This is a genomic window from Gemmobacter serpentinus (assembly GCF_008973825.1).
GTDB classification, from domain to species: Bacteria; Pseudomonadota; Alphaproteobacteria; order Rhodobacterales; family Rhodobacteraceae; genus Gemmobacter; species Gemmobacter serpentinus.
Genome location: NZ_WCHR01000018.1, coordinates 159,067 through 175,785 on the forward strand (window position 1 = coordinate 159,067; position 16,719 = coordinate 175,785).

The following is a 16,719-nucleotide window of genomic DNA, read 5'->3' on the forward strand; positions in this document are numbered from 1 at the left end:
AATATTTCTTCTTCAAACGAGTTGCATAGCTCCATGACGTCACGCTTTGCCGCACAGATCCGTCCTGCTTCCGGCCTTTCGGTGGTCGATTCCCGCAGTGTGCATGAACGCATTTACGACGAAGTTCGCATCGGCCTGTCACAAGGCCTGTTCACGCCGGGCCAGACCCTGACCACAAGGGGGCTGGCCGCCACCTTCGGCACCAGCGAAATGCCGGTGCGCGAGGCAATCCGCCGTCTTGTGGCCGAGAAATACATCGTCCAGATGTCAAACCGCAGCTATCAGGTGCCGACCATGGATGCGGATGCCTTCCGCGACGTGATCTCGGTCCGGATGGTGATGGAACGCTTCGCCGCGGCCGTTGCAGCCAGCAAGGCCAAGGCAGAGGATGTCGCAAGGCTGCGTGCCTTGAATGACAAGATGCGATTGGCCATCGAGGCGCATGACGGGCAGGAGACGCTGCGCCTGAACGAAGAGTTCCACTTCGCGGTCTATGCCGTGACGGGATCGGAGACGCTGCTTGACACCATCGAGACGCTTTGGAGCAGGTCCGGCCCCTATCTGGCGTCTGTTGTGATCCTTGATGGCGAGTTGAGCGTCTTTCACAAAGCCTTCGACATGCATAGCCGGCTGATCTCCGCGATTGAAAGCGGCGATCAGGGCGCGGCGGAAGAGGCTTTGGCCGCCGATGTGCGGTTCGCCGTCGAATGGTATCTTGAACGACGGAGTTGACGGGCTAAAGCGCGGCCCGCACCAATCGGGCCGGGCGCTGCATTGCGTGCATGGCGCATCGCCTGGCGCAAATGCGGAGAAAGGTCTGGGCCGGTCAAGCGAAGGCAGGGGCGGGGAGACCCCTGCCTTTGTTTTATGCGTGGCTTACGGCTGGAAGGGTTTGCAGGCCGCCGCATAGCTTTCAAGGCGACAGGTGACGCGCCAGATCAGCAGCGCCTCCGGCTCCAGCGGTTGATCGGCAAAGTCTTCGGCCCCCGGCAGGTGCTGCCAGATCAGCGGCAAGGGCAAGGTCTTGCCGCGCAGCGCGGTCAGAAGATTGGCCACCGCCGTCTCGGCTTGCGGATGGGTCCAGTAATAGCGGATCCGATCCGATAGCGAATAATGCCGCAGCAGGCGCTGCGCCGCGGTATCGCCCGGATAGTGGCGCAGCCAATGGCCCGGCTCTGCCAGCATCAGATCCTCCATCGCCTGCCAGAGCGGGCGCTGGCCATAGCCCGGCACCAGATCGGAGGCGATGAGATCCAGCGCATAAAGCGCCTCGCGCAGCACGAAGGTCAGCTCTGGCCCGACCTTGAGAATGGCAAAACCGTCCAGCACCAATGCGGCCAAGGGCGGCGTGCCCTGATAATCGGTCGAATGGGCCTCGAAGATCAGGCCGGGCTCATCGGCCAGCACCGCGACCAGATCGCGGGCGCGTTCGGGGGCATAGGTGATGACATTGTGATTGCCGAACTCGACGCCGGGCTGCACCACGACACCGATGGCGCGGTCCAGCATCGCGGCCAGCCCCGCATCGCTGAAGATGCGGCGATGCACGGCGATGGTCTGACGGGCCGCCGATGCAGCGGTCGGCTCGATCACGGTCAGGGCATGATCGGCACCACCGGGCGGCGGCACCTCCGTGCCGATGATATAGACCGGCATATCGCCGCTACCTGCGCGGGCGGCGTCTTCGGCGACCTGCGCCAGACGGGCCGCGCGATGCGCGGTGGTGGTGTCATCCAGCGCCTCGGGTTCGCCCGCGCAGCCCATCGAGGCATCGAGATGGATCTTGCGGAAACCGGCCGCGACGAAGGCCTGCATCATCTTGCAGGCCTCTTCCATCGCCTGTTCGGCGGGCAGATGGCGCCAGGGATTGGGACCAAGATGATCGCCACCAAGGATCACCTGATCCATCGGGCAGCCCTCTTGCAAGGCGATATCCGCGACCATACGGACGAAATCGGCGGGCTGCATTCCGGTATAGCCGCCCTGATGGTTCACCTGATTGCAGGTTGCCTCGATCAGCACCGGATCGCCGCTGGCTGCGCCACGGCGAAGGGCTGCGCGCAGCACAAGCGGATGCGCCGAACAGACCGAGGTGATGCCCCATGTGCGGCCCGCGTGATAGTCGCGGACCAGATCCAGCAGCACGCGCCCCATCACGCGACCTTCGGGGTTTCGATCATGAAACGGTCAAGCTCCGCCCGCGTGCCCGCCCCCTCCATCGGGCCAAGCCGCGTTACATTGCGCGCGCCTGCGGCGCAGCCATAGGCCAAGGCGGCCTCGATCCCAAGGCCAAGACGGCGCGCAGTCAGATAGGCCGCGCCAAAGCAATCGCCCGCCCCGGTCGGATCCACCTCGGTCACCTGAAAGGCCGGGTGATGGACCGATGCGCCATCGCGGGTGAAAACGGTCGCGCCGCGCGCGCCCTCCTTGAAGGCGATCTCTTTCACGCCGCGCGCGAACAGGCGGGCAATCGCGGCCTCATGGCCGGTGATGCCTGCCGCGCGTTCCACCTCATCGCCCGAGGGCAGCAGCAGGTCGGACAGTTCGACCAGCCGGGCAAAGCGCGCCTCGGTCTCGTCACTGTAGCGGATTTCCTTGCGCAGATTGGGGTCAAGCGACAGGGTACCGCCCTTTTCCTTGATCCGCAGCGCCGCGCGTTCGATCATTTCCGACACCTTCGGCATCGACAGCGCCAGACCCATGATATGGATATGGCCCGCGCGCTCCACCACTGCCTCGACCGCATCATTCCATTCGATGCGCGCGGCGGCCGAAGTGCCGGCATTATAGATAAAATCGCGATTGCCATCGGCGCGGTAGCGCACGAAGGCGCTGCCGGTCGGATAGACCGGATCGATATGGATGCCGGTGATATCGACGCCATCGGCGCGCAGCCGGTCGGTGTTCACCCGCCCGAAGTCATCATCACCCACGCCGCCGACCATCGCGGCCTGCCCGCCGAAGCGCCCGCATTGGTCGATGAATATCGCGGGGGCACCGCTGGGGAAAGGGCCGGTCAGCGGCTGGGCCTCAAGAAAGCCATTGCCGATAGTGGTGGCCATGATCTCCACAAGGATCTCGCCGATGCAGATCGTCGGGCCATTGGCATCGGGGGCAAGGATAGGTGTTTCGGACATGGGATGGGGCCTGAATTCAGGGTTGAGGGTCAGCCGGGCCTTTGTTAAGGCGCTGGTTTTCAAGCGAAAGAAAGCGGCGATGCAACATGCAGGCCGCGCCATAAGCCGCCCCACCGGACTGGTTCGGGTCCAGCTCGATACTGGGGCGCGGGAATTGCGGGGCCTGGGCCTCGGCCAAGAAGCGGTCGATCCGCGCCGCGATCAGCGGGTAAAGTGCGGCGACCGATCCCCCCAGCACGATGCGGTTCGGGTCCAGAACGCGCGCGACCTGCGTCAATAGGCTGGCAAGGCTACGGCCCCATTCATCGGCGACAGTCATTGCATGGGGGGCGTGGTCGGCCAGGTCGCGCAACAGATCGGAGAGGCTGCCTGCCGCATTGCCGGGCCGGGCACGATAGCGGGCCAGCAGGGTGTCGCGGCCGATCTCGCGTTCCACCGCGCGGCCATTCGTGCCGGGCAGCAGCATATGGCCGATCTCGCCCGCAAGGCCATGGCCGCCCCGGAACAGCTTGCCGTCGATGACGATGCCGCCGCCGACCCCGCTTTCCATCAGCAGAAACACCGTGACGCCGGAGCGTGAGGCCCCCGCCTTGTAGCCCTCACCAAAGGCAAAGGCATTGGCGTCGTTTTCCACCGCAATCGGAAGATCGGCGGGAAGGTGCGGCTGCGCCAGATCGGCGAGCGACACCTGACCCCAGCCCAGCAGCGGCGCGATCAGCAGGCGGCCCGCATTGTCGATCTGCGCTGGCGCAGAAAGGCCAAAGCCCCCGCAACGTGCCAGATCTTCGGGCGCGACATCCGACAGGGCTTGCCGAACGGCCCGTTCGACTGCCGCCTCCACCGGCGTTGCCGGGCCGTCAAACTCGGTCCGGCGGCTGCAAACCACATCGGCGGCCAGATCGATCATGGTCGTGGTGATATGCTCCACCCCGATCTCGGCCCCCAGAAAGCAGGTGGCATCGGGCACGAGTTCAAGCTGGATGCCGGGGCGGCCCGCGCGCAGGCGCTTGCCGTCATCGCCAAGACTGTCGACCGCCTCGACCTCGCGCAACAGACCCGCGGCCTGCAGTTCGGCGGCGATATCGCCGAGGGATGAGCGGTTCAACTGCATCCGCCGCGCCAGTTGCGCCTTGCTCAGCCGTCGCTCACGAAACAACAGATCCAGCACCGTCACAGCATTGCTGAACCGGATCCGGTGCGGCGAGGCGGGAAGGGGCGCGATATCGTCCATATATCCAATCCGTCGGCAGCAGGTGGGGGCGTGACACCCCCGTCTGTGCGGTGTCGTCAGGCGGTGCGGTTGGTCTGGCGTCGACGCTTGGCCTCGGCATATTTCAATTCGATAAACTGCTTCGCATGGGCTGCAAGCGGGTCGTTTTCGGTCCAGGTGTCCCGCCAGATGCCGCAGACCAGCGAAAGCCCCTCATCCACCACAGCGGTGGAGAAGCTTTCGAATACCACATCGCGGCTGTAATCGATCTCGACCAGCGCATCGAAGGTGCGGTCGAAATTGATCACGCCATCCCCCAGATAGCCGCGATTGCTTTCCCCGATATGGAAATAGCCGATCTTGTCGCCCGCCAGGCGGATCGCTGCGGCCGGATCGGCCTCTTCGATGTTCATGTGGAAGGTATCAAGGTGCAGGCGGACATGATCCGAGCCGGTATCGGCGATGAATTTCAGCCCCTGCGCGGTGGTGTTCAGCAGGTTGCTTTCAAAGCGGTTCACCACCTCCAGCACCAGATCGACGCCTGCGGCCCTGGCGATCTCGCCCGCCTCGGCAATCGCCTCGACCGAGTTTTTCCAACCATCGACCGAGGGCAGTGTGCCGTACTTGGTATGGGCGGAATACAGGATGCCGCCAAGCTTGTTGCCGCCGATATCACGCACGGCCTTGATTGCATCGGCCAGCGTCTGCTTGCCGCGCGCCACGATGTCCTTGTCGGTCGAGGACACGTCGTTTTGCAGGCCGAGGCCCATGGTCACGCCGATTTCCACGTCAAGGCTGCGCACCTTGGCCGATAGGCGGTCCAGGTCGAACAGTTCGGGGCGCAGATAGGCGAATTCGATGGTGCGGTAGCCGTGTTCGGCGGTCTTTTCCAGCGCCATCTCCAGGCCTTCCTGGGTCTGCCCGCCGGTCCAGACGAATGAATGGATGCCAAGTCTGCGCATGTTCCCCCCCCCCCCCCTTGAATGGATTCGATCTTATGTATTGTGTCTAATAAAGTTGTGACAAGCAACAAATCAATTCAACGCAAGATCAATCGCGCCGCAAGGGGGGCTGCGGTGGCCGGGGGGGCCGCCGGATCAATCTGCGGCATCTCTCGTTGGGACTGGTTCTTATGCGACTGCCCGGCGGCGACGGGGCAACAAATGGAGGGGCAGGGTGATCACGACGAGGCAGAGTGTGACAAGCACCACCCCCACCCAGCCGAGAATGGGCAGGCGTTCGCCCACGATCAGCACAGCAAAGACGGCGGCAACCACCGGCTCCAGCAGGGTCAGTGTGGTCGCCATGCTGACCGGCACCCGCGCCAGACCATAGCCAAAGCAGATGTAGCCCAGAAACATCGGCACCACGGCCATATAGATGCCGACCGCCGCATTGCCCCAGGAGGCCAGAAGCGGCCCGCCGCTCATCACCAGCACCGGCATCAGCAGCAGGCCACCAAGTCCGAAGGTTGCCCCCATCGCCACGCCTGATGGTGTGCCGCGCAGCATCATGCCCCGCGCGGTCCAGGAATACACCGCATAGGTCAGCCCGCCCAGCAGGCCAAGCCCCACGCCGATCATCACGGTCAGCGTGTCGCCGCCGCCCTGATGCCCCGCGCCTTCTGCGATGCAGATCAGCGCCATGCCGGTCAGCCCCATTGCGGCCCCTGCCATCCAGCGCCCGCTAAGGCCAGTGCGGTCGGCCAGATACTCGATCAACGCCGATAAAAGCGGTGCCGAGCCGATGGTGATGACGGTGCCAATGGTGACACCGGCCATCCGCATCGATCCGTAAAAGGCCAGCGGATAGATCATGACCGATACCCCGCCCAGCAAGAGCAAGCCTTTCTGCTGCCAAAGCTGTGCGGTGGCCCCGGCAATGCGGCGCGCCGCCAGCAATGCCTGCAACAGCCCGCCAACTCCCATGGCCGCCGCACCAATGGCGGCGGCGCTGACATCGGGTGCGAATGTTGCTGCGGTGCCCGTGGTGCCCCAGACCACCGAGGCAAAGAGAATGGCCAGAATACCGGCCGTCTGGTTCTGAGCGGTCATGTCAAAGCGGATCCAGCATATCGGTGACGATTTTGCGCGCAGCTTCCAGGCGGGTGCTGTCACCTTCCAATCCCGCGCGCACCATGGCCCCTTCCAAGAGAAAGGTCAGATGCGCGGCCATCTGGGCAAGGCGCGCGGGGTCATCGGCGATCAGCGCCGCCAGATGGGCAGTGACGATGGCCTCGACCTCTTCCTTGTGGCGGCGCACGGCGGCGCGGCCTTCGGTGCCTACCTCCAGCTCGGCTGCTGCATTCAGCAGGCCGCAGCCGCGAAAGCCATGTTCATAGGCTGCTTCGGCGTGATCCTGATAGGCGTCAAACACCGCAAGGATGCCCTGTTTCGGCCCCTTGGCCTGATCTCGTCTTGTGGCATAGAGGGCAAGCCATTCGGCGTGGCGCGCCTCGATATATTGCGCGATCAGATCGGCCTTGGAGCTGAAATTGTTGTAAAGGCTTTTGCGCGCCACCCCGGCGCGCTCGATCACGGCATCGATGCCGGTGCCGTTGATGCCATGGTCATAGAACAATGCCGCTGCCGCGCGCAAAAGCCGGTCGCGTGCGCTGTCTTTCGGTTGCGCGGGTATGGGCATGATGGCTCCAGATATAGGTAGATCGGTATACCTATGGCGCGCCCATCCCGCAAGATGCATCTGGCTATGACGGGTCGCCCTTCCGGGCGACCCAGATCGGGGTGTCTGGCCATGGCGCATTGATCTGGTTCAAGGACCGGGGGACACCACGGCCCCGCGTGATCGCGGCCGGCCTGCCGCCACTGTGCTGGCCTGAAGTGCTGGCTAGAGGTGGAAAGGAAGCTTTTCTGTAGTTGCGAATTATTCGCACTTGCGTTCCTGTAGCGGGCTGTTATCCCTTATTGCAAGTGAATCGCATCTGAGAGCGGAAACCGGAGGAAGCAGCCCATGTCGGCACGGAACACGCGCATTCTGGGGGCCGTCGCGGGGCTGGCACTGATGGCCGGGGCGGCGGATGCGCAGGAAGACCGCATGAAGGTGGTGACCACCTTCACCGTTCTGGCCGATATGGCGGCGCATGTGGCGGGGGATGCGGCCGATGTCGTCTCCATCACCAAGCCGGGGGCAGAGATCCATGGCTATGAGCCGACCCCGCAAGACATTGTTCGCGCGCAGGATGCCGACCTGATCCTGTGGAACGGCATGAATCTGGAACTGTGGTTCCAGCAATTCCTTGGCAATCTGCGCGATGTGCCCGCGGCCACGCTGACGGACGGGATCGAGCCGATCTCCATCGCCTCCGGCAGCTATCAGGGCAAGCCCAATCCACATGCCTGGATGGCTCTCGACAATGCCTTGATCTATATCGACAATATCGAACGGGCCTTTGCGGCGCAGGACCCGGCCAATGCCGCGACCTATGCCGCCAATGCGGCCGCTTACAAGGATCAGTTGCGCGCCACGCTGGAGCCTTTGCGCGCCGAAATCGCGCAGATCCCCGAAGCGGAGCGTTGGCTGGTGACCTGTGAAGGCGCGTTTTCCTACCTTGCCCGTGATTTCGGCCTGAAAGAGCTGTATCTCTGGCCGATGAACGCCGATCAGATGGGCACGCCGAAACAGGTGCGCGCGGTGATCGATGGCGTGCGCGAGAACAGTATTCCGGTGGTGTTCTGTGAAAGCACGGTGAACACGGCCCCCGCTGAACAGGTGGCGCGCGAAACCGGGGCGGCCTATGGTGGCGTGCTGTATGTCGACAGCCTGTCCGAGCCGGGTGGCCCGGTGCCCTCTTATCTGGATCTGCTGCGCGTCACCTCGGAAACTGTGGTGCGCGGGCTGACCGGTAAGACCGAATAAGCCGCTTGCAAGACCTGAGGCCCCCACCCGCCCGGGGTGGGGGCACCAGCATGGGGGCCGTCCCGTTCCGGCAGAAAGCGAAGATCATGACGACCAGTGAACCGAGTTTGCCGGAGATCGGCAAGGGCGATCCCGCAGGCGGCATCATGGCCCGCGATGTGACGGTCACCTATCGCAATGGCATGACCGCGCTGCGCAATGCCAGTTTCCAGATCCCCAAGGGCACGGTGACCGCACTGGTCGGCGTGAACGGCGCGGGGAAATCCACCTTGTTCAAGGCGATCATGGGTTTTGTGCCGGTCGCCCGGGGCGAGATCCGCCTGCTGGGCCTGACCGTGCGCGAGGCGTTGAAGCAGAACCTTGTCGCCTATGTCCCGCAGGCCGAGGAGGTCGACTGGTCCTTCCCGGTGCTGGTGGAAGACGTGGTGATGATGGGGCGCTATGGTCATATGGGTTTCCTGCGCCGCCCCGCGCCCACCGATCATGCGGCCGTGGATAGGGCACTGGCCCGCGTGAATATGCAGGATTACCGCCATCGCCAGATCGGTGAACTGTCAGGTGGTCAGAAAAAGCGGGTCTTTCTGGCGCGCGCGCTTGCACAGGACGGGCGGGTGATCCTGCTGGACGAGCCTTTCACCGGCGTCGATGTAAAGACCGAGGAACAGATCATCGCCCTGCTGCGCGAGTTGCGCGACGAGGGGCGGGTGATGCTGGTCTCCACCCACAACCTTGGCTCGGTGCCGGAGTTCTGCGACCGGGTGGTGCTGGTCAAGGGCACGGTTCTGGGCTTCGGCCCAACCGAAACCACCTTCACCCGCGACAATCTTGAGGCGGCCTTTGGCGGTGTGCTGCGCCATTTCACCCTTGGCGGCGATGCCCTGCATGATGATGACGATCCGCGCCATGTGACGATCCTGACCGATGATGAACGCCCGCTGGTCCATTACGATGGCCGCACCCGCACCCGCGACAGCGGGGGGGAGGGGGCGGCATGAGCGTTCTGCTGGAGCCGTTCTCTTACGGCTATATGACCAATGCGATGTGGGTTTCGGCCCTTGTCGGCGGCGTCTGTGCCTTTCTGTCCAGCTATCTGATGCTCAAGGGCTGGTCGCTGATCGGCGACGCGCTTTCGCATTCCGTGGTGCCCGGTGTCGCCGGGGCCTATATGCTGGGCCTGCCCTTCGCGCTTGGTGCCTTTCTGTCCGGGGGGCTCGCGGCGGCGGCAATGCTGTTCCTGTCGGATCGCTCGGGGCTGAAGGTTGATGTGGTGATCGGGCTGATCTTCACCAGCTTCTTCGGGCTGGGTCTGTTCATGGTCTCGATCAACCCCATGGCGATCTCGGTCCAGACCATCACCATGGGCAATATCCTTGCCATCACCCCCGGCGATACGCTGCAACTGGCCATCATCGGCTTTGTGTCTCTGGCGGTGCTGCTGCTGAAGTGGAAGGATCTGATGGTGGTGTTCTTCGATGAAAACCACGCGCGCTCCATCGGGTTGCGGCCCGGGGTGCTGAAGGGCGTGTTCTTCGTGCTGCTGTCGGCCTGCGTGGTGGCGGCGATGCAGACGGTCGGCGCTTTCCTCGTCATTGCCATGGTGGTGACACCGGGGGCGACCGCCTATCTGCTGTGCGACCGCTTCCCGCGCCTCATTGCGCTTTCGGTCGCCATCGGCACCGTGACCAGCTTTGTCGGTGCCTATCTCAGCTACTTTCTGGATGGCGCGACCGGCGGCATCATCGTCTGCCTGCAAACGCTGATTTTCCTCGCCGTCTTCACCTTCGCCCCGAAACATGGGCTTCTTGCCGCCCGTGCCAAGGCGCGCGCCGCCTTGCGCGAAGGGGATCTGGCATGATCGACCAGCTTTTGCTGCCCTTCCAGTTCGGCTTCATGCAGAACGCCTTTCTGATTGCCATCATGGTCGCGGTGCCGACCGCGCTGCTGTCATGCTTTCTGGTGTTGAAGGGCTGGGCCTTGATGGGCGATGCGGTCAGCCATGCGGTGCTGCCGGGCGTGGTGCTGGCCTATATCCTTGGCTTTCCGCTGATCCTTGGCGCGTTTATTGCGGGGATGATCACTGCGCTGATGGCCGGCTGGCTGGCCGAGAACAGCCGGGTGAAACAGGATACCGTGATGGGCGTCGTGTTCTCCGGCATGTTCGGGCTGGGGATCGTGCTTTACACCTCGATCACTTCGGACGCGCATCTCGATCACATCCTGTTCGGCAATATGCTGGGCGTGGGGGCGGATGATCTGTGGACGGCGGGCCTGATCGGGCTGGGGGTCACGCTGGCGCTGCTGCTGAAATGGAAGGACCTGATGCTGCACGCCTTTGACCCTGCGCAGGCGCGGACATCGGGTTTGGCCGTCGGGCTGCTGCATTATGGGCTTTTGACCGTGCTGTCGCTGACCATCGTTGCCACCATGTCGGCGACCGGGCTGATTTTGGCGGTGGGGCTGCTGATTGCGCCGGGGGCGATTGCCTTCCTGCTGACGCGGCGCTTCGGCCGGATGCTGGTTGTGGCGGTTGCGGTCTGCCTGATTGCCATGCTGGGCGGGGTCTATGCGAGCTTTTATCTGGATAGTGCGCCCGCGCCGACCGTGGTGCTCATCCTGACCGCGATGTTCCTGCTGGCCTTCCTGCGCCGCATTCGCTTGCAGGCGCGGGCCGAGGCGGCGGCGGAGTAATCCGCCGCCCGGCCGGGCTTATTCCGCGAGCACCTTGCGCCCGCGCGACTGGCGCTGCGTCAGGGGCGGCACCATACCTTCGGTCCAATAGGCGGCGGCATGGACCTCTGTAGATGCAAGGCCAAGCGCCGTGGCTTTCTGCCGGGCCATCTCGGCCTCGGCGCGGCCCCCGGCAAAGAACAGGAAGCGGTCTTCGCCGGGCAGGGTCAGCCCGTCCATCAGATCGACCAGGGCCTTGCCGCTGCTGCGCGGGACCCATGACACCACAAGCCCGGCAGGTGCCCTCACGTCTTGCGCATCGGCAGGGTCGGTGATCAACAGACGCGCCTCGCCGCGCGTCTCGGGCGCTGCCGCCTCGATGGCGCGCAGGATCACCGGCAGCGCCGTCTCGTCCCCGATCAGGCCAAGCCAGCCCGCCTGCTTCACGCCGCGCCCGCCGGGGCCAGTCAGCATCACCCTTGCTCCGGGCTGCACCTCTTCGCACCATTCTGTCACGCGCCCGCCATCATGCAGGAAAATGTCGAAGTCGATCCAGTCCGCATCCGGGCTGATCCTGCGCACCGTATAGGGCGGGCGGTGCCAGGCATCGATCCCGCCGGGCCAGTCTACCCCATGTTCGGTGGCGGTCGGCCAGGGCGCGCCCTCGGGGCCAAGCAACAGGCGGAAATGCAGCCCGCCCTTGGCGAAAGCGTCGAAATCCCCCGCCAGCCGCACGCGCTGGAACGAAGGCGAGATGCGGGTGGACGACACCAGTTTCGTGTCGATCAGCCGGGTCTTTCCGGCACCCGGTGCGGCCCCTTCCCAGATCAGCGGGGCAGAACCAGCGGCGGTGGCCAATGCGTCAATTGCCTCGCGCAGACCCTGTAGGGCCTCGGGGGTATCGGCGCTGACATGCAGATGCAGGCTGGCGTCGTCGAGATGTGCCTCGATCCGGCCATATTCGAGGATGACCGTGGCCGCGCCGCTGCTGCGCTGGACAGTTGCGCCGACGCTTTCGGCGGTCTTGCAGAAGCTGTCCAGCGTCGGTTCGGGTGGAAGGTGGATATGGGTGGTGATCTGAGCCATCGGATTTGCCTGTTCAAGATGCGAACATGTCCAATGGCTAACGGATCGGGGCGGGTAGCACGCAAAAGGCCGGTCGCCCCTTTGGCGTTTGGCGTCATGCTTGCGCTGCGGGTCGGCGGCGATCTTAGCCGGAATACCAGGGGATGCCACCGCAAAGCGCAAGGAGGTATGATCACGAGTTGCGGCGCACCTTCAGGCCGGATCAGGGCCAAGCGGCACGCCCTCAGCCTTGAACTGCGCGCGGATGCGGCTGGCTATGGCCACCGCACCGGGGCTGTCACCATGGACACAGATCGATTGCGCCTCAAGCGCGATCAGGCTGCCGTCACGGGCCTCGATCACCCCTTCACGCGCAAGGCGCAGCATACGGGCCGCGATCAGATCGGGGTCATGCAGCACCGCACCGGGCAGGTTGCGCGGCACCAATTGCCCATCAGGCAGATAGGCGCGATCGGCAAAGGCCTCGGCAATCACCGGCAGCCCCGCCACGCGGGCCTGTGCCAGCAGGGGCGATCCCGCCAGCATCATCAGCGGCAGCCGGGGCGTATGTGCCAGCAGGGCCGTGATCACCGCATCGCCTTGCGCGCCGCCCTGTGCCGCCGTGTTGTAAAGCGCGCCATGGGGTTTCACATAGGCGACCCTGCCGCCGGCCAGCCGCGCCAAAGCCTCCAGCGCGCCGATCTGGTAGACCAGCCCGGCGATCAGATCGGGGGAGGCCATATCCATCGCCCTCCGCCCGAATCCGGCCAGATCGGGATAGCCCGGATGCGCCCCAATGCGGATGCCGCGTGCCACCGCCTGCCGCAATGTGGCAAGGATCCCCGCCGGGTCACCGGCATGAAAGCCGCAGGCGATATTGGCCGAGCTGACGATATCCAGCATCGCCGCATCCTCGCCCATGCGCCACGCGCCGAAGCTTTCGCCCATATCGCAGTTCAGATCCAAACCACCCCTCCTGAACAGGTCATGACGTTGAGGTGTCGCGATCGGCCACGCAAAGTAAAGCCCAAGATGGGCGGGCATACCGGGCAATAGCGCGGTCTGCATCCAATCATGCCCGCCTGAGCCATCACGCGAACATGTCTCGCACAGCGGCGCGCAAACATGCCTGCAGGCGGCAGCGCGCAAATATGCCCGCGTGCGGGGGCACGCAAATATGACTGTCACAATTCTCTGGTTTTCTGCGCGCGCAAAGTGGTCGGTTTCGCCAGACTGTGGCGGCCCGGCCCGGATCTTGAGACGGGAAGCGGCAGATGACAGCATTTACGCATCCGGGGCATTTCTCCAGGGCAAGCCATGTCTCGGGCGAGGTGGATCCGCCCATGCCGCGTCAGCACCGGACGCTGTTCCTGTCGGACCTGCATCTGGGTGCCATCGGCGCGCGGGCGGATCTGATCCTCAGTTTCCTGCAGCACAATCAGGCGCAGCACTATGTGCTGGTCGGCGACATTCTTGACCTCTGGCACCCGGTGATCCCGCATTGGGGGCCAGAGACGCAGGCGGTGATCGACCATCTGGAGGCGCGGCGCGCGGCGGGGGCAGAACTGGTCTATCTGCGTGGCAATCATGACCCCGATCCCGCCACCGCCCCGCCGGGGCGGCGCATCCCGGTGCCCGCTCTGGCACATGCCGAACATGTCGGGGCCGATGGCCGCCGCTATCTGGTGATCCATGGGGATTGTCAGGATGTGCGCGTGCTGCGATCCCTGCTGCTGCGCCGCATCGGCAGCCGGATTGACGAACATCTGCGCCGGCTTGATCGCCGCCTGCGGCGGCGTTCCCGCGCGGCCCGCCCAGATCAGGCCAGCTGGGCAGAGCGGTTGATCGCGGGCTTCAATGGCTGGATCTATCGCAGCCGGGGATATGAGCGCCGCCTTGTCGCCCTTGCCCGGGCACGGGGCCTTGATGGTGTGATCTGCGGCCATTTCCACATCCCGGCGCTGCATGGCGATCATGGTCTGGTCTATGCCAATTGCGGCGACTGGGTCGATAGCCGCACGGCCATCACCGAGGATTTCAATGGCAGTCTGAAACTGGTCGCCTGGGCCGAGGCGCAGGCACAGGTCCGCGAAGGCACCGATCTTCGTCCCGGCTTCGCATCCGGGCTTCAGCCGCAAACGGGGGCGATGTGACCATGCTGGATGAGACGCTTGTGGTGATCGCGGGGCTGTTCCTGCTGGCCCATGCGGTGACCGTGGGGCTGTGCCTGCGCCGCATCCGGGTAGCGGCTGAGCCCGCGCCGGTCTCGGTCATCGGCCAGCCGCGTCTGACGCTGCTGCGCCCTGTCTGCGGGCTGGATCCGTATGATCCCGAAACACTGGAATCCTCGTTCCTGCAGGATTACCCGGATTACGAGATCATCTTCTGCGCGCCGTCCGAGGATGATCCGGCCGTCGCGCTGCTGCGGGGTCTGGCCGCGCGCTATCCGCATGTCCCTGCGCGCATCCTGACAGGGCAGGTGCCGCGCACCGGCAACCCCAAGCTCGACAATCTGTGGAAAGGCTGGGCGGCCGCAGATGCCGAATGGGTCTGCATGGCGGATGCCAATTTGCTGCTGCCGCGCGACTATCTGGCACGTGTCGTGGGCAGCTGGCGCGAGGGCACGGGGCTGGTCTCTTCGCCCGCATGGGGATCGGTGCCTGAGGGTTTTGCCGCAAGGTTGGAGGCTGCGTTTATGAACAGCAATCAGGCACGGCTTTTGCTTGCGGGGGATAGTCTGGATATGGGTTTTACCCAGGGCAAGACCATGTTCTGGAACCGGGCCATGCTGAACACGGCAGGCGGCCTTGCCGTGCTGGGCGAGCGTCTGGCCGAGGATGTGACCGCAACACAGGTTGTGCGCCGTCTGGGCCTGAAGGTGCGGCTGACGCCGATGCCCTTCGCCCAGCCTTTGGGGCGGCGTGATCTGCAACAGGTCTGGAACCGGCAATTGCGCTGGAGCCGGGTGCGCCGCGACGGCTTTGCCGGGCTGTTCCTGCTGGAGCCGGCCAATGGCGCGGTGCTGCCCCTGCTGCTTTTGCTGTTGGCCGGGGCCGGGCTGCCGCTGATCCTGACGGCGCTTGCGATCTGGTATGCTGCGGAATGGCTGTTGATGCGGCGCGCGGGCTGGCGCGCGGGCTGGCGCGATCTGGCGGTGCTGCCACTGCGCGATCTGGCGCTGCCGGTGCTATGGGCCGCGACCTTCCTGCGCAAAGGGATCACCTGGCGCGGCAAGGCGATGGAGCCGCCCGCGACCACCACGGCCATCGTGGAAGAAGCGCGCACATGACAGGCGCGGAAATATCGGCCATCGCCGCGCATTGGGGGCTGTGGGCGCTGATCCCGCTTGCGATCCTTGAAGGGCCGGTGATCAGCCTTGTCACCGGATGGCTGGTCAGCCTTGGCCTGGTCGGGCTGATGACGGGATTTACCCTGATCGTCATCGGCGATGTGCTGGGCGATTGCGTGCTGTACCTGATCGGGCGCGGCGGGGCACAGGGCATGGCCCGCTGGTTGCCCGCGCGGCTTTGCCCGCCGCGCAGTCGCGTGGTGCCTCTGATCCGGGGCTTCCGGCGCAACGGGGTGCGGCTGCTGGTCATGGGCAAGCTGACCCATGCCGCAGGCGCGCCGCTGCTGCTGGCGGCGGGCATGGCGCGGATGCCGCTGGGGCCGTTCCTTCTGGCCAATCTGCTGGCGGCGCTGCCCAAGGCCGCGCTGCTGATCGGGCTTGGCTATGCCTTTGGCGAGGCAGCTGAATCGATGCTGGATTGGGTGCTGGCGGGTGGGGCCGTGATCCTTGCACTGGCCGGTCTGGTCTGGCTGACCCGCCGCAGCACCCTGGTGCGGGCATGAGCGCGCCCGGCGTCACATGCCTGATCCCCGCCTGGAATGAGCGCGCGCGGATCGGCAATGTGCTGGCGGCGGTGAAGGATCACCCGCTGATCGCGCGGGTGCTGGTGGTGGATGACGGATCGACCGATGGCACCGCCGATCTGGTGCGCGGGCTGGGCGTCGATCTGCTGCAAAGCCAAAGTGTTCCGGGAAAAGCGGGCAATCTGGGTAAGACCGGCGCGCTGGCGCTTGGGCTGCGGGCGGTCGATACGCCGCTGGTCCTGCTGCTGGATGCCGATCTGATCGGGATCGATGCCGATGCGGTGACGCGGCTGATTGCGCCGGTGCAGACGGGCGCGGCCTCTGCCACCATCTCGCTGCGCGGCAACAGCCCGCTTCTCTGGCGGCTGATCGGGCTTGATTACATCTCGGGCGAGCGGGTCTTGCCGATGGCGCTGCTGCAACCCCGGCTGGAGGCTTTGACCCGCCTGCCGCGCTTCGGGTTCGAGGTGTTTTTGAACCGGATGCTGATTGCCGAAGGGCTGCGCGTGGCGGTGGTGCGCTGGCCGGATGTGGCCAGCCCCTCCAAGGCGGGCAAGCACGGGCTGTGGCGCGGCATCAAGGGCGATCTGGGCATGATGCGCGATATCTTTCGGACCATCCCGCCGCTGCAATGCCTGATGCAGATCGGACGCCTGCGCAGGTTGGCACGCTTAAGGCCGGAAGGCTGCCATGCTGCGGGTGTTGCGATTGGTCGAGGCCGCCTTTAGTCGGCACATCCTCGCGGCTGGCCAGCAACTGCGCGCGTGTGTCAGGGTGATCCACTCCGCGCAAGGCTGGCCCCATATTGGTGCCGCGCCTTGGGGGTGCATCGTGCCGGGCATCCCATCATGAAGCCGTGCTTGCACCTGTGCAGGCGCAGGTTCGGGCTGC

Annotated in this window: 17 protein-coding genes; 9 read left to right on the forward strand and 8 right to left on the reverse strand. The window is 64.9% G+C overall.

Annotated features, from left to right (window positions below):
* Positions 1 to 33 precede the first annotated feature (33 nt).
* Positions 34 to 732: a GntR family transcriptional regulator gene (locus tag GBJ34_RS11800; protein ID WP_192931201.1), complete on the forward strand. Its 699-nt coding sequence runs from the start codon at positions 34 to 36 to the stop codon at positions 730 to 732.
* A gap of 144 nt (positions 733 to 876) precedes the next feature.
* Here the strand turns inward: GBJ34_RS11800 and GBJ34_RS11805 are convergent, their stop codons facing one another.
* From GBJ34_RS11805 to GBJ34_RS11830, 6 genes are all read right to left on the reverse strand, one after another.
* Positions 877 to 2,154 carry a D-tagatose-bisphosphate aldolase, class II, non-catalytic subunit gene (locus GBJ34_RS11805; protein ID WP_151719478.1) on the reverse strand — a complete coding sequence of 426 codons (1,278 nt, stop codon included), beginning with the start codon at positions 2,152 to 2,154 and terminating at the stop codon, positions 877 to 879.
* Positions 2,154 to 3,137, reverse strand: a complete 984-nt coding sequence (locus GBJ34_RS11810; RefSeq protein WP_151719479.1) for a tagatose kinase — start codon at positions 3,135 to 3,137, stop codon at positions 2,154 to 2,156. Before GBJ34_RS11810 ends, GBJ34_RS11805 begins: the two co-directional genes overlap by 1 nt.
* 16 nt (positions 3,138 to 3,153) lie before the next feature.
* Entirely contained in the window at positions 3,154 to 4,368 is a 1,215-nt protein-coding gene (locus tag GBJ34_RS11815; RefSeq protein WP_151719480.1) for an ROK family transcriptional regulator, read from the reverse strand.
* Between the two features lie 56 nt (positions 4,369 to 4,424).
* Positions 4,425 to 5,309: a sugar phosphate isomerase/epimerase family protein gene (locus GBJ34_RS11820; RefSeq protein ID WP_151719481.1), complete on the reverse strand. Its 885-nt coding sequence runs from the start codon at positions 5,307 to 5,309 to the stop codon at positions 4,425 to 4,427.
* Between the two features lie 168 nt (positions 5,310 to 5,477).
* Positions 5,478 to 6,401 carry a DMT family transporter gene (locus GBJ34_RS11825; RefSeq protein WP_151719482.1) on the reverse strand — a complete coding sequence of 308 codons (924 nt, stop codon included), beginning with the start codon at positions 6,399 to 6,401 and terminating at the stop codon, positions 5,478 to 5,480.
* Between the two features lies 1 nt (position 6,402).
* Complete coding sequence (locus GBJ34_RS11830; protein WP_151719483.1) at positions 6,403 to 6,990, reverse strand: TetR/AcrR family transcriptional regulator; 588 nt, start codon at positions 6,988 to 6,990, stop codon at positions 6,403 to 6,405.
* Positions 6,991 to 7,368: 378 nt separating this feature from the next.
* Here GBJ34_RS11830 and GBJ34_RS11835 point away from each other — a divergent pair, with 378 nt between their 5' ends.
* The 4 genes from GBJ34_RS11835 to GBJ34_RS11850 all read left to right on the forward strand — a co-directional run bounded on the left by GBJ34_RS11835 (position 7,369) and on the right by GBJ34_RS11850 (position 10,911).
* Positions 7,369 to 8,223 (forward strand): metal ABC transporter substrate-binding protein, encoded by an 855-nt coding sequence (locus GBJ34_RS11835; protein WP_226341151.1) that lies wholly within the window; start codon positions 7,369 to 7,371, stop codon positions 8,221 to 8,223.
* 86 nt (positions 8,224 to 8,309) lie between these two features.
* Positions 8,310 to 9,218, forward strand: a complete 909-nt coding sequence (locus GBJ34_RS11840; protein ID WP_151719485.1) for a manganese/iron ABC transporter ATP-binding protein — start codon at positions 8,310 to 8,312, stop codon at positions 9,216 to 9,218.
* Positions 9,215 to 10,078: a metal ABC transporter permease gene (locus tag GBJ34_RS11845; RefSeq protein WP_151719486.1), complete on the forward strand. Its 864-nt coding sequence runs from the start codon at positions 9,215 to 9,217 to the stop codon at positions 10,076 to 10,078. The genes GBJ34_RS11840 and GBJ34_RS11845 overlap by 4 nt, the downstream gene beginning before the upstream one ends.
* The gene (locus tag GBJ34_RS11850; protein WP_151719487.1) at positions 10,075 to 10,911 is read left to right on the forward strand and encodes a metal ABC transporter permease; all 837 of its coding nucleotides are present in this window, start codon (positions 10,075 to 10,077) and stop codon (positions 10,909 to 10,911) included. Before GBJ34_RS11845 ends, GBJ34_RS11850 begins: the two co-directional genes overlap by 4 nt.
* Before the next feature lie 18 nt (positions 10,912 to 10,929).
* On the opposite strand, the gene GBJ34_RS11855 is transcribed toward GBJ34_RS11850, so the two are convergent.
* Both GBJ34_RS11855 and GBJ34_RS11860 read right to left on the reverse strand, forming a co-directional pair.
* On the reverse strand, positions 10,930 to 11,976 hold the full coding sequence (locus GBJ34_RS11855) for a siderophore-interacting protein (RefSeq protein ID WP_151719488.1): 1,047 nt from the start codon (positions 11,974 to 11,976) through the stop codon (positions 10,930 to 10,932).
* Between the two features lie 192 nt (positions 11,977 to 12,168).
* Positions 12,169 to 12,921, reverse strand: coding sequence for a LamB/YcsF family protein (locus GBJ34_RS11860; RefSeq protein ID WP_226341147.1), 753 nt, complete (start codon positions 12,919 to 12,921; stop codon positions 12,169 to 12,171).
* A gap of 308 nt (positions 12,922 to 13,229) precedes the next feature.
* Between GBJ34_RS11860 and GBJ34_RS11865 the strand changes: the two genes are divergently transcribed.
* From GBJ34_RS11865 to GBJ34_RS11880, 4 genes are read left to right on the forward strand one after another with little or no spacing between them, the layout of a single operon-like run.
* Positions 13,230 to 14,108 carry a UDP-2,3-diacylglucosamine diphosphatase gene (locus tag GBJ34_RS11865; protein WP_226341148.1) on the forward strand — a complete coding sequence of 293 codons (879 nt, stop codon included), beginning with the start codon at positions 13,230 to 13,232 and terminating at the stop codon, positions 14,106 to 14,108.
* A 2-nt stretch (positions 14,109 to 14,110) separates the two neighbouring features.
* Positions 14,111 to 15,244 carry a ceramide glucosyltransferase gene (locus GBJ34_RS11870; protein WP_151719489.1) on the forward strand — a complete coding sequence of 378 codons (1,134 nt, stop codon included), beginning with the start codon at positions 14,111 to 14,113 and terminating at the stop codon, positions 15,242 to 15,244.
* Positions 15,241 to 15,807: a DedA family protein gene (locus tag GBJ34_RS11875; RefSeq protein WP_192931202.1), complete on the forward strand. Its 567-nt coding sequence runs from the start codon at positions 15,241 to 15,243 to the stop codon at positions 15,805 to 15,807. The genes GBJ34_RS11870 and GBJ34_RS11875 overlap by 4 nt, the downstream gene beginning before the upstream one ends.
* A complete protein-coding gene (locus GBJ34_RS11880) occupies positions 15,804 to 16,556 on the forward strand; it encodes a glycosyltransferase family 2 protein (protein WP_151719491.1) in 753 nt (250 codons plus the stop codon). Before GBJ34_RS11875 ends, GBJ34_RS11880 begins: the two co-directional genes overlap by 4 nt.
* Positions 16,557 to 16,719 lie beyond the last annotated feature (163 nt).